General features: G+C 27.9%; 9 protein-coding genes. 1 reads left to right on the top strand and 8 read right to left on the bottom strand.

Annotated features, from left to right (window positions below; genetic code table 11):
- Nucleotides 1-388 precede the first annotated feature (388 nt).
- The 7 genes from CDIF1296T_RS08150 to CDIF1296T_RS08120 all read right to left on the bottom strand — a co-directional run bounded on the left by CDIF1296T_RS08150 (nt 389) and on the right by CDIF1296T_RS08120 (nt 10,691).
- Nucleotides 389-1,429, bottom strand: a complete 1,041-nt coding sequence (locus CDIF1296T_RS08150; protein WP_009896502.1) for a Fic family protein — start codon at nt 1,427-1,429, stop codon at nt 389-391.
- 106 nt (nt 1,430-1,535) lie between these two features.
- Nucleotides 1,536-2,927, bottom strand: coding sequence for an MATE family efflux transporter (locus CDIF1296T_RS08145; protein WP_003436703.1), 1,392 nt, complete (start codon nt 2,925-2,927; stop codon nt 1,536-1,538).
- Nucleotides 2,928-3,045: 118 nt separating this feature from the next.
- Entirely contained in the window at nt 3,046-4,926 is a 1,881-nt protein-coding gene (locus CDIF1296T_RS08140; RefSeq protein WP_009896501.1) for an FtsX-like permease family protein, read from the bottom strand.
- Entirely contained in the window at nt 4,926-5,672 is a 747-nt protein-coding gene (locus CDIF1296T_RS08135) for an ABC transporter ATP-binding protein (protein ID WP_021361431.1), read from the bottom strand. The genes CDIF1296T_RS08140 and CDIF1296T_RS08135 overlap by 1 nt, the downstream gene beginning before the upstream one ends.
- Before the next feature lie 146 nt (nt 5,673-5,818).
- The gene (locus CDIF1296T_RS08130) at nt 5,819-8,038 is read right to left on the bottom strand and encodes a bifunctional diguanylate cyclase/phosphodiesterase (RefSeq protein ID WP_003436710.1); all 2,220 of its coding nucleotides are present in this window, start codon (nt 8,036-8,038) and stop codon (nt 5,819-5,821) included.
- Nucleotides 8,039-8,403: 365 nt separating this feature from the next.
- Entirely contained in the window at nt 8,404-9,798 is a 1,395-nt protein-coding gene (gene gltA, locus CDIF1296T_RS08125; protein WP_003420072.1) for an NADPH-dependent glutamate synthase, read from the bottom strand.
- Nucleotides 9,798-10,691: a sulfide/dihydroorotate dehydrogenase-like FAD/NAD-binding protein gene (locus CDIF1296T_RS08120; RefSeq protein ID WP_009896496.1), complete on the bottom strand. Its 894-nt coding sequence runs from the start codon at nt 10,689-10,691 to the stop codon at nt 9,798-9,800. The genes gltA and CDIF1296T_RS08120 overlap by 1 nt, the downstream gene beginning before the upstream one ends.
- A 625-nt stretch (nt 10,692-11,316) precedes the next feature.
- Between CDIF1296T_RS08120 and CDIF1296T_RS08115 the strand changes: the two genes are divergently transcribed.
- Nucleotides 11,317-12,168, top strand: coding sequence for a sulfurtransferase (locus CDIF1296T_RS08115; RefSeq protein WP_009896495.1), 852 nt, complete (start codon nt 11,317-11,319; stop codon nt 12,166-12,168).
- A gap of 132 nt (nt 12,169-12,300) precedes the next feature.
- Here the strand turns inward: CDIF1296T_RS08115 and ggt are convergent, their stop codons facing one another.
- Entirely contained in the window at nt 12,301-13,914 is a 1,614-nt protein-coding gene (gene ggt / locus CDIF1296T_RS08110) for a gamma-glutamyltransferase (RefSeq protein ID WP_009896490.1), read from the bottom strand.
- Nucleotides 13,915-13,926 lie beyond the last annotated feature (12 nt).

The raw sequence follows: 13,926 nt of genomic DNA, 5'->3' as shown, positions 1-13,926 counted from the left end.
ATGTTTTTATACACATTACTTCTACTTTTTTACTATTTATACTTTTACCCAAACAAGTACCATCTTATAAACATATCAACTAAAATATTATTCTGCTAAGTATCTTTATTTTATAAAAAAGTGTGAAGCCACATAATTTGTTAATTACTAAGCCTCACACTTTTATTATATTTTTTCTACATATACTCCTAATATATTCTGTAATATTATATCTTCTCATCCAAAATTAATTACCACTGAGGTATACCATATAACGCCATTTTTCAGTTCAAAAATAATCAATAAATAAAATTGATATTACTTAAGTTGTTAAATTATTGCTCATGCTAATGACATTAAAAATGGTATAGTGTAAAACACTATACCATTTTAGTTATCTAAACATTTTTTAATATTTTTTCTTCCATTTTGCACTTCTTCCTCTTGCAACAACTTCTATCTTATCTTGTTTTCTTAGATTATTAAAAACTCTATTTATAGTAGGTTCTGGAATGTCAGGACATAAATCTCTTATATCTTCTTTTGTAAAATATCCAAGGGTAGAATTTATTATTTTCTCTATTCTACTAGTTTTTGTTTGTCTTTTCTTATCAGATATATTTAAACTATCATCCAGCTTCTCATATGCAGTTAATATCGTCTCTAAAAAATACTCAATCCATGCATTCATATCTGCTTTTTCACTACCTATTGAGGCTTTCAAATAATTTAAATTACTATAATATTCATATGAACTATCATCAAATATCTTTCCTAAACTTATATATCTTCCAACTTCATACCCATTTTTATTTAGTAACAATAGGATAAGTACTCTCGCCATTTTTATATTACCTTCTTTGAATGGATGTATCAATATGAAATCTAACACAAATGCAGAAATTAATATTAATATATCAATTTCATCTTCCTCTATCAATGTATTATAAGCTTCACATATTTCTTCTATAGCTTTTTCAACTTTATTGACACTTGAATCAGTACTTATAAATTCGCTAGGTTTTAAATTGTGTTCAATAAAATCATTATCTGACTTATAACTTCCTCCTCTAGTAGATGAAAATTTATATAAGTATCCATGAAGCTCAAGAATCGTTTGTGAACTGATGGGAATACTCTCATAAGCACTGTTAATAGTTTTTACCACATCTCTGTATTCAACAATACTCAATTCCTCTCTACTTCTAGGTGTAACTTCATTACTTATCAACTTTTCTAGATTAAAATTACTACTATCTCTTTGATTTCCAATGTATGTAGATTCAGAACAATCTACTAAAGATTTTTTTTCTAAGTTTTCTAAAATTTCTTTTGGTTGTTTTTTGTAAAGCAGTTGTCTACCCTTATACTCATTTATCTTAGACAACATTCTAGCTACATTCATGTTTACATACATATTTTTTAATTTGCTTTTCTTTGTAAATTCCATAAAATCACTCCATAATTAGAATTTCTCTTATCCTTGACAGCGGTTTTATTTTATCATATAATCGTATTTTTTGCAATTTCTTGCTCAATTATCTGAATTTATATTTTTACTCAGTAGTTATCTCGTTTAGTCTTTCATTTTCATTTAATTTTTCAGTTTTAGGAGTATATCTTTTTAATTCTCTAAATACAACTATACCTGTAATTACTGTAGCTATAAAATCAGACACTGGTTGAGCTGTCCATACACCCTGTAAGCCTAAGAATGTAGGAAGAATTAATACTGCTGGTATCAATAAAATTACTTGTCTTAAAAGGCTCAATAACATAGCCATTTTTGCTTTTCCTATAGATTGTATAAAGTTTGTTCCTGTAACTGATAAGCCTACAATTGGCAACATAAGTAAGTATATTCTTAATCCATTAACAGATATATTCATAAGTTCAGGGTCTTTATTAAATATACCTATAATAGCTTCTGGGAAAAGCATAACTACTACCATACCCATACATAAAATTATAGTAGCTACTACTAATGAACCTAAATATGCTTTTTTAACCCTATCATATTTTTCAGCTCCATAATTGAAACCTATAATAGGTTGCGCTCCTTGATTTATTCCAAAGATAGGCATCAAAAATACCATTGCAATAGAAGAAATAGTAGCCATAGCCCCTATAGCTAAATCTCCACCATGAGTTTTAAGTGCAATATTTGATATTACTTGAACTAAACTTGCTGCAAGTTGCATAGCAAATGGCGACATACCTATTGCAAACACTGCTTTTATTAGCTTTTTATCTAATTTTAGATTAGATTTACTGAATCGTAAGTTTGATTTTCCACTTATATAATACCCTATAGTTAAAATAGCTGTAAGAGCCTGAGAAGTTACTGTAGCAATTGCAGCTCCTTGTATTCCCAAATTGAATCCAAATATTAATATCCAGTCTAAAACTATATTAGTTAAACATCCTACTATCATTATTCCTGCTGAAATTTTAGGACTACCATCAGCTCTTATTGAGTGGTTTAAAGAAAAGGAAAGAAGATTTACTACTGTACCTAATAATATAATATTTATATATGATTTTGCATATATTAAAGTATTTTCACTTGCTCCAAACAATGTAAGTATTTTATTTGCAAATAATATTCCAAGTATCATTATGATAATTCCTGTTATTACAGATAACGTCATTGCATTTCCTATAAGTTTTCTTGCCTCTTCTACTTTACCTTGCCCAAGTTTTATTGATATGGTAGTAGTAGTTCCTATACCTATCAACATCCCAAATGCAAGTATTATTGTCATTATTGGCATTGTTACACCAAGACCTGTTATTGCAAGTGGTCCAACCCCTGGTATATTTCCAATAAAAATTCTATCTACTACATTATATAAACTATTTACCAACATACCTATTATAGCTGGTATAGAATATTTTAGTAGTAATTTACTAATTCGTTCTGTTCCTAATAATTGTTGATTTTCCATCAAGTCTCCTCCTTCTTCTAATATTCAATTTTCCACATATTACAAGGGAGGTGCAAATGCCCTCCCCTAATATTAACTACTTTTTAAATATTAATTTATATATCTATTATATACCACTTTAATCAAAAAACCAAACTTTTCTAGTATAAATTTTTTTTAATAAGTAAAAATAAAGTGAATATATAGATGATATCAGTAGTAATATACCCAAATTTTCTAACTTAAAACTATTATTTAATACTTGATTTAAAAACAGTAAAGAAATTATGCTATTTATAATTGCTATAAAATACGGTATAAAAAACAATGTACCTATCTCTATACTAACAATCTTATTCATATTTTTAAAAGATAGACCTATTTTTGATAGTTTTTTGTACTTTACATTATCTTCTATCTCGTCTGTATATAATCTAAAGTATAAAAAACTAAAAACTGCTATAAATAATATCACTCCTATAAAAACACCCATAAATTGAAGAATTTTACTTTGTTGTAACTCTACTAAATACATATCTGGTAATGTTAAAAAATATGACCTGTTATATTCTCTATCCAAATTAAAATGTTTTTCTTTTAAATTTTCAGTTATCTGTGCACTGCTTTGCCAGTTTTTATAATCAAATCCATGAAAATTAATTTTTGAAAATTCACCTTTTACTTCATTGTATAAGTCATCACTTATAACTACAACTTTACTAAACAGTCCTGTAGGAAAAATTATTTTATTTTTTGATTTTTTTACTTCTATATTTAAATTTTTTATACTATAATTTTTTAATTGTTTTAAAGAATTTATATGTTCTTGCGAATTGCTACTAGGAATTATAATCCCTTCATATTTTTCTAACTTTGAACTAATTTTATCTAATCCCAATTCCTTTGATAATTTGTTATAATTCTTTACACTTAGTAAGACTTCCCTATTATATTTAAGTACAGGAAAACTTAACTCCTTATAATCATATCCTTTGATTGCTTCTCTAATTTGTTGTAGTTCTTCATATTCTTTTTCATTATTATGCTCTGAAAAATATGAGTAAACCATTGGGAAATTATTTTTAGAAGCTTCTCCTTGAGAACTTACAAGTGTTGAAGTTGTTGTAAATGCTACTAAAGTAGCCGATAAAAGTATTGTTATTAAAAATAACAATCGTGTATTATCCTTTAATTTATATATCAAATTACTTATAAGTAACATATTTACTTTGTTCTTATAAAATTTTTCTTTATTTTTTAAATACTTTAATATCAAAATAGTAAATTGAGAAAAAAATAAAAATATCCCCAAAGTAATTAATAGTGCTGTTGTATACATACCTCCATTTATTTTTAACTTATTGCCAAATAGTATCATAGCATATCCTAATATAAGACATATTACACCAATTATTCCAAATAGCTTTGAAGATTTTATCTCTTTTTTAGGCTTTTTTGTACCTACTAAAAGCTCTAAAATGCTCTTTTTACTCAATAATTTTAAGCTCATTGGTCCTGTTATCAAAAATAAAATCATAAATGATACAATAGTCAATAGCATTGCTTTTACTGGAAAATAAAATTCAGTTAAATTCATATAAAACAGTTTGCTTAAATACAATAAAAACAATTTTGAAATTGATAAACCAAGTAATATTCCTAACATCACTGCTAAAAATCCTATTATCAAATTTTCAATTAATATCAATTTTTTCAGTTGTCTGTTACTCATTCCAATTATCATCAATACTCCAAAATCTTTCAATCTATATTTTAAGAAATTTCCTAAAGAGTACAATATAAAAAGTAGACTAAAACCGAATATTATTAATTCTGAAGTCATAAGAGCCATAAATGCAGTAGAACCACTCTGCATTCCAGATTTTGTTATAATTGGATGGAACATAGACACTGCAAAAACAAAAAATATCATTATAGAAAAAACAGAACTTAAAAAATATGCTAAATATGCCCTGAAATTTCTAACTATATTATTATAAGCAAACTTTCTAAAATCCACTATCTTACACCTCCTATTTGAGACAAAACAGCTAGTATATCAGAATAGAAAGAATTACTGCTTTCAGATTTTTTTATTTCTGTATATATACAACCATCTTTTATAAAAATTACTCTATCTGAATAACTTGCACTATATGCTTCATGAGTTACCATAAGTGTTGTTACCTTTTGTTCTTTGTTTATCCTAGTAAATAATTTCAAAACATCATCAGTAGATTTTGAATCAAGATTTCCAGTTGGCTCATCTGCAAGAAGTATGGCAGGTTTATTTATAATAGCTCTAGCAATAGCACACCTTTGAGCTTGACCTCCTGAAATTTCATAGGTTTTTCTATCTAAAATTTTATCTATTCCTAAAAATTTAGATATACTTTTAGTTTGTATATTCATATCTTTGATACTTTCCCCCTCTAGTGTAAGTGGCAACATAATATTTTCGCCAACAGTTAAAGTGTCAATCAAATTAAAATCCTGAAATACAAAACCAAGTTGTTTCCTTCTAAATTCAGCAAGTTTTTCTCCTTTCAATTTACTTACATCATATCCATCTAATACAACCTCACCTTCACTCTGTCTATCAACTGTAGATATTATATTTAAAAGAGTAGATTTACCACTTCCAGATGGTCCCATAACAGACACAAATTCTCCCTTTTCTATATTTAGACTAACCTTATCTAATGCTTTAAATGGAATATTTCCGCAATATGTTTTTGATATATTTCTAATACTCAATATGTTCATTTTATATTCTCCATAATTTTTTATTTTTACTACAATACCATAATATCGTGAATATACTACTTTAACCATAAAAATACCCTAACAATTAACTTACATATTTGTAAGTAAGTTGTTAGGGTATCTTATAGTCTAATAATTATTAATGATTAATCAAATTTAAAGTTTAAGTGTTTTTCAAATTCATCTAATACCATAGGTTTAGCAAATAAGTATCCTTGAACCTTATCACAACCTATCTCTTTCAAGAACTCTACTTGTTCATAAGTTTCTACGCCCTCACAGATTACTTTAATATCAATCGCTTTTGCCATTTCCACAATCTTAGAAATAATAATTTTTCCACGTTTTGTATCTGTTGTTTCGATTAAAAATCCTCTATCTAATTTTAAAATATCAAAAGAAAGGTCTTTTAACAGATTTAAAGATGAATATCCCGAACCAAAATCATCCATTGATATAAGGAATCCTATCTCTTTAATCTTTTTCATTATATCAATCAATATATTTAAATTATCAAACACAACACTTTCTGTTAGTTCAAGCTCAATAAACTCAGGAGATATATTGTATTTACTTATCAAATCAGTTATATTTTCTATAAAATTATCCCTATATAAATGAACTCTAGACATATTTACAGAGATTGGTACAGGAGTATACCCTTTATTTATCCACTTGTTTAATGTTTTGCATACTTCTTCAAACACGAACATATCAATATTTACAATAAAACCATTCTTTTCAAATAAAGGTACAAAATCTATAGGTGAAATAAACCCAAATTCTGGACTATTCCATCTTATCAAGGCTTCTGCTCCTTCAATTTCATTTACATCATCTAAACTATACTTAGGTTGATAATATACTATAAATTCACCTTTTTCTAAAGCTTTATTCATATTATCTTCCAATCGTTTTTCCTTGTACAATCGATTTCTTGTATCTTCATTAAAAAATGAATATGAATGTTCATATTTTTCCTTTTTACTTTTTGCTGCAATATTTGCTCTATCAATTAACAAGTCAATCTTTTTAATATCATCCTTTTTAGTAATCTTATATATTCCACTTGACATAACAATTTTATACTTAGATGAGTTAGTAGTATTTAAGTTACAAATTTCTTTATTTATTTTAGATAATCTATTTAAAAGTTCATCTTCAGTGTTACAAGCAATCAACAATATAAAATGGTCATTATCCATCCTAGCACAAATTTCATATTTATTTGTATTATTATTTAAAACTTGTGATATATGAATTAATATCTTATTCCCTTCAGCATATCCAAACATCTCATTTATATATTTAAATTTATTGACATCCAATTGTACTAAGTAAAAATTATCTTGATAATAATTCTTTAAAATATACATAGAATCTTTTCTAAACTTTTCTTTATTTTTTATTCCACTTAAAGAATCATAATAAGCCAATTTTTTAAGTTGTTCTATTAATTTAGCATTACTTAATTTCCACAATATCATAAATATTACTATATAAAAATACAACTTTATCATAAAATTAACTATTAGATTTTTAAAGTTCTTAAATATATTACATTTTGATACTAAAGTCCAATTAGTCCACTTTATGTTCGTATATTTTACATTATATAATCTCCAATTATCCCAAGATAAAAAATCACCTTGACATTTTTTATTTATATTTTTTAAGATTTCACTTTTAGTGGTTCCTATAATATTCCCTTCTAAATCAAGCATCTTACTTTTATCATTTACATATTTTTTGTTTGGATGAGAAATAATAGTATAATCTTTATCTATCATTAGAAATTTAATAGAATCATCAAAATTGCTTCTACTTATTAAATTATTTACATCTTGAAAATAAAAAGAAGCAAAAATGGTCCCAATCATCTCATTATTTTTTACAATTGGTACATATATGATAAATACTTTGTCACCTGTTACATTACTGACTTCAATATCTGAAACTACTACTTGCTTTGTTTTAATTGCTTTCTCAAAACTAGGCTTATCTTTTATTGAGTTAACATTTTCCCTATATGTACTTGAAGCATTTCCTTTTGTATCTGTTATACCAATCATAAAAAGATTATATTCCTTTTGATATGGACTTAATAATTTTCCCTTTTCAATTAGTGATGTTTCACCATTAGAAAATCTATCATCTTGACTAAGAGCTTTTAATAAAGATATGTTTACTTCTAAATAGTTTTCAAGTTCTCTTTTTGATGCCTCAATCATATTTCTAGAAGTAATTTCCATAGAGTTACTTGCATATATGATGGTACTTGTTAAATCAATCAAAACTAATAGTATTAATAAGATTAATATATGCTTAAAAACTAGCCCATCAAATACTTTTTCTCTTTTTTTCATATTAAAATACCATTAATTACACAATTTATTTTTCTATTATTTAATGTTAGATTTGACAAATCTGATTTTATTAGCCACACATTATTCACTCCTTACAAGACCTTTATTGTATAACTATTTTATCATAGTTAGACAAAGTTATGTTACTTAGTATCAAATATTACAATAATAACTGATAAATTATTAAACCATCTAAAAAAGTGGCTACATCAAAATAGAGATTGTACTAAGACCTAAAAGTTAGACTTTCTACAGGAATGAAATTTTCATTGTTGAAATGATTAAAACATATTTGATTTTGTACAAAAAGAGTGCCTCATGAACTAAAAAGTTCATTTTGAGACACCCTCTCTTTAATTTACAAATTAAGCATTAACTTTTGCTTTTAAATATTCATCTATTGATGCTGCTGCTGTTTTACCAGCACCCATTGCAGATATTACTGTTGCTGCTCCAGTAACAGCATCTCCACCTGCAAATACACCCTCTTTAGAAGTCTGACCATTTTCATCTGTTATTAAGCATCTCTTCTTATTTATATCAAGACTCTTTGTTGTAGAAGATATTAGTGGATTTGGGCTTGTTCCAAGTGACATTATAACTGTGTCTACATCAAGTACAAATTCAGAACCTTCTATTTCTATAGGTCTTCTTCTTCCAGAATCATCTGGCTCTCCTAATTCCATTCTTATACAAACCATACCTTTAACATATCCATTTTCATCTACTAAAATTTCCTTAGGATTTGTTAATGTATTAAATATAATGCCTTCTTCTTTTGCATGATGAACTTCTTCAGCTCTTGCTGGAAGCTCTTTTTCACTTCTTCTATAAACTATATATGATTCTGAACCTAATCTTAATGCAGTTCTAGCAGCGTCCATAGCAACATTTCCACCACCTACTACAGCAACTTTTTTACCAGAACTAATAGGTGTATCATAATCATCTCTATAAGCCTTCATTAAGTTTACTCTAGTTAAAAACTCATTTGCAGAAAATACTCCATTTGCATTTTCCCCTGGTATATTCATAAACATTGGAAGACCAGCTCCTGAACCTATGAATATAGCTTCAAATCCTTCATCTTCTATAAGTTCATCTACTGTAATTGTTTTACCAACAATTACATTAGTTTCTATTTTTACACCTAATTTTCTTATATTGTCTATTTCAGGTTGAACAACAGCTTGTTTTGGAAGTCTAAACTCAGGTATTCCGTAAGTTAAAACTCCACCTGGCTCATGCATTGCTTCAAAGATTGTTACATCATAGCCTTTTTTAGCTAAATCACCAGCACAAGCTAGACCTGCTGGACCACTTCCTATTACTGCTACTTTTTGATTTTTCTTAGGCTCTGTATCAGATAAATTTATGTCATTTTCTTTTGACCAATCTGCTACAAATCTTTCTAATTTACCTATTGATACAGCATCTGATTTTATTCCAAGTATACATACACCTTCACATTGACTTTCTTGTGGGCATACTCTACCACAAACAGCTGGTAATGAACTGCTCTTAGCTATTACTTTAGCAGCACCTTCTATATCATCTTCTTTAATTTTTGTTATAAACCCTGGTATGTCGATTCCTACTGGACATCCACCCACACATTTTGGTTTTTTACAAGCCAAACATCTATTAGCTTCTGCCATAGCTTCTTCTTTATTATACCCTAAGCATACCTCATCAAAATTTGTTGCTCTCACAGCAGGTTCTTGTTCTCTAACTGGTACTTTTACTTTTTTAGCATCCATTATTTGTTACCTCCACATCCACAATTACTATGATGATGACTATCGCCTTCTTCAAGTTTTAGCATAGCTCTTCCCTCTTGAGTCTTGTACATAGACTGTCTTCTCATTGCTTGATCAAAATCAACTAAATGACCATCAAATTCAGGACCATCTACACATGCAAACTTAGTTTCATTTCCAACACTAACTCTACAGCCACCACACATACCTGTTCCATCTATCATTATTGTATTTAAACTTACTATAGTAGGTATATTTAGTTCTTTAGTTAATTGGCACATAAATTTCATCATTATCATTGGTCCAATTACTATTGCTTGGTCGTATTTTTTACCTTGATTATCAACTAAATCTTTTAATAGGTCTGTAACTCTTCCATTAAATCCATATGTACCATCATCTGTTGATACATATACATTTTTAGCTACTTTTTTCATATCATCTTCTAATATAATTAATTCTTTAGTTCTTGCACCAATTATTACATCTACATCTAATCCATGCTCTTTAAACCATTTAACTTGTGGATAAACTGGAGCAGAACCAACTCCACCAGCTACAAATAATATCTTTTTATTTCTTAATTCTTCTATATCTTCATGTATAAATTCACTTGCTTGTCCTAATGGCCCTACAAAATCCATTACAAAATCGTTTTCTTCAAACATTGCTAACTTTTTAGTTGAAGCACCAACTGTTTGGAATACAATAGTTACTGTTCCTTTTTCTCTATCATAGTCAGCTATTGTAAGAGGAATCCTCTCTCCTTTTTCATCATTTTTAATTATTATAAATTGACCTGGTTGAGAAGATTTTGCAACTCTAGGTGCCTCTATTTCCATTAAATAAATACTATCTGTTAATTGTCTCTTACTAACTATTTTATTACTCATCTCGCTATTCTCCATTCTAACAAATATATTTTTCCCACTTTAAATTTAATTAAAAACATAAACACACAAAACTATAACTCTTTATAATATAATATTAGTTCTTGGTTGATTGTTTTGTATTGGACATCCCCCCTATAATAATTATAACTGCCCAAACTACAAATAGTTGATATTAACAAATTTCTTGTAAATGCCAATAAACACTAAGTCTATATCATACGTCTAATTTGTTATAGATTTAACCTAATACACACTTAAAGTATACTATATTATGCCAAATTTGTAACAAAAATTTTATAAATACATAATAAAATTTTTTTATTCAATTATTTATTTAATAAATTAACTTAGGTTTTCATAATAACACTAATTTCTTTAAAAACTAAACGTGTATAAGGCTTTAATCTATTGCAATACCAGCTTTCATATTGTATAAAATATACTCTTATTTTATTATATATCTAAAATTTTCAATATTCATTAATTATTTGAATTTTTATATAAAATTTTTACAATTTCTAAAGATTTATTTACTTATGTAATAAATTATAATAATATTAGTTTATAAAGTTAATAATTAATATAAATTAAAATAAAGATAATATAAACACAGGAGGTACATTCTTTGAAAAACATTATTTCAGCAAAAGAACTTATATCAAAACTAGAAAAAAATGATAATCTAGTTGTAATAGATTGCAGATTTGATCTTATCAATAGAACTTATGGTATTGATTCTTATAAAAAAGGACACATCAAAGGCAGTTTTATCTTAGATATAGACAAGGATTTATCATCTCCTACAAAAGAACATGGTGGTAAAAATCCTTTACAAGACCCTTTAATACTAAAAGAAAAATTAGAAAAAATGGGTGTTGATAATGACACTACGATTGTAACTTATGATGATGGAGATTTAAATGGAGCTTGCAGATTATTTTTCCAATTAAAACATTTGGGGCTTAAAAATGTCTATGTACTAGATGGGGGAATAACATCTTTCGTAAAGGAAGGTGGAGAATTGGAAGAGAAAGTGAATATACCAAGTTGTACAGGTAAGGAAATTAGACCAAATATAAACAATGGTTTAGTTGTTCCAATGGAATATGTTAAGTCTAAATTATACAAAAAAGATACTGTAATAATAGATTGCCGTGCTAATGAGAGATACCAAGGTTTAGTTGAACCTGCTTACTCAAAAGCTGGTCATATACCAAGTGCAAAAAATTATTTTTGTAAGGATTTAATAAAAAGTGACTTTGAAAATGGCTCACTTAAAGATATAGAATTTTTAAAAAAATTCTTTAAAGATTTAAATAATTATGATGAAGTAATTTTATCTTGTGGTTCAGGGATATCTGCTTGTGTTAACAGTCTTGCTCTTAGAGAACTGGATATACCTCACAAGATTTATATTGGTAGCTTTAGCGACTGGATTAGTTATGATGACAATGAAATCAAAACTGGTCAAGAATAAGGCTCATAATCTATATAAAATCAGCATATGATAGCTTAAATTTTGTAAAGGCGTCAGTCATTGTAGACTTTCGCCTTTACTTATTATTTCATATACTCTTTAAATTTATTATATATATTTTAGTTGATAATATTAATAAACTGCAATATGACCATCACATCTTGATTCCGTCCCACAAATATAACTTTCCTGTTCTGTTTTAAATATTATTTGACCTCGTCCCATGTCAACAGTATCATGAATTACTTTTATTTCATGACCCTTTTCAATTAATGAATCTATTATATGCTTTGGCATCTCTGGTTCAACTTCTATTTCTTTTCCTTTTATCCACTGCCATCTTGGAGCATCTAGCGCCTCTTGTGGATTTAATCCAAAATCAATCATATTTGTTAACACCTGAATATGTCCTTGTGGTTGCATAAAAGCTCCCATTACACCAAATGGACCTATTGCTTTATCTTCTTTACCTAAAAATCCAGGTATTATAGTATGATAAGGTTTTTTAAATGGTTTTACTACATTGTGGTGTTTAGGGTCTAAATTAAAATTATTTCCTCTACTATGTAAAGCAATCCCAGTTCTTGGTATCACAATTCCTGAACCAAAATTTATGTAATTGCTCTGTATATATGAAACCATATTTCCATCCTTATCTGCAGTACAAAGGTATACTGTACCACCACAATATGGCTCTCCTGCAGTTGGATACAAAGCCTCTTTATTGTCAATTAATAAACTTCTTTTTTTGGCATACTCTTGGCTTAGTAATTCCTGAATCTTTACCTTCATATGCTCTATATCAGTTACATATGTTTTAGAATCTGCAAAAGCTAATTTTAAACTCTCTATAATTTTATGTATGTCTTCTACATTTTCTATATTTCCTTCTAATTCCAATTCTTTTAATATGTTAAGTGCCATTAAAACTGTTATTCCATGACCATTTGGTGGGATTTCAAATATTTTATATCCCTTATATTCTGTACTTATAGGTTCTACCCATGTTGGATAAAAACACTCTAAGTCACTCTTTCTTATAGCCCCATTAAATTTTTTAGAATATTCATCTATTTTATCAGCAAGTCTTCCTCTATAAAAGCTTTCAGCCTGAGTATTTGCTATCTCTTCTAATGTACTTGCCTGTTCTTCACATATAAATATATCTCCAGCCTCTGGAGCTTTACCATCTTTAGAAAATGTATCAAACCATGGTTTGAACTCTTCTCCAATAAGTTCTTTTTCATAGAGTTCATATGATTTTTTCCATACCTTAGCTACATTAGGAGATACTACGTATCCCTCTCTTGCATAGTTTATCGCTGGAGATAAGCATTCCATTAAGCTAAGTTTACCATATTTTTTATTTAATTCTGACCAAGCTGCGGGTATTCCAGGTACAGTTACTGATCCAAACCCATATTTTGGCATTTCTTTCATATTATTATAATTTTTTAATTCCATATTTTCTGGAGCAAAGCCACTAGAATTTAAACCATACAATCGTTTTTCTTCCTCTATCCAAACAAGGGCATATGCATCTCCTCCAATCCCATTGCTTGTAGGTTCTACTACTGCTAATGTGGCGGCTGTTGCAACTGCTGCATCAACAGCATTTCCACCCTTTTTTAGTATTTCAAGTCCAGCTTGAGATGCTAATGGTGTTGATGTTGCAACTGCTCCATTTTTAGCATACACGACATTTCTTATTGATGAGTATTTATGTTGGTAGGCATTAAACTTCATAAATTTCAGCTC

Origin of the sequence: Clostridioides difficile ATCC 9689 = DSM 1296 (assembly GCF_001077535.1) — a bacterium.
GTDB lineage: Bacteria > Bacillota > Clostridia > Peptostreptococcales > Peptostreptococcaceae > Clostridioides > Clostridioides difficile.
The sequence above is the reverse complement of the archived record's forward strand: the minus strand, read 5'-3'. Positions and strand labels throughout refer to the sequence as shown.